This is a genomic window from Flavobacterium branchiicola, from assembly GCF_018383905.1.
In the GTDB taxonomy this organism is placed as follows: Bacteria; Bacteroidota; Bacteroidia; order Flavobacteriales; family Flavobacteriaceae; genus Flavobacterium; species Flavobacterium branchiicola.
Genome location: NZ_JAGYWA010000034.1, coordinates 1 through 327, shown reverse-complemented (window position 1 = coordinate 327; position 327 = coordinate 1). Strand labels below are relative to the sequence as shown.

Here is a 327-nt window from a genome sequence, read left to right as displayed (position 1 = left end):
TATAAGAGAACTCATTTTTAGTTCCGTCATAGCTTACGTTTCCTGCCGTATTGTTTACGATATTCTCGATAATCTGTTTTACCTCAGTATTGTTTGCAATCGTTGAGAAGTTGCTTGTTACATCTCCAACAACATTGATTTTAACCTCAGTACCTTTCTCGTTTGTATACGTGTAAGATCCGTCGTTGTTATTACTTAATGTAGTAACCGTTTCGCTTAACTTAACAAGATCGCTGATGTTGATCACTTTTGAAGCGCCAGTAGCATCTGTATAAGAGAACTCATTTTTAGTTCCGTCATAGCTTACGTTTCCTGCTGTATTGTTTA

1 pseudogene is annotated in these 327 nt (G+C 36.4%); it reads right to left on the bottom strand.

The features are described 5' to 3' along the window. Positions 1 to 327, bottom strand: a pseudogene (locus KHA98_RS22810) (hypothetical protein); the annotation flags it as partial.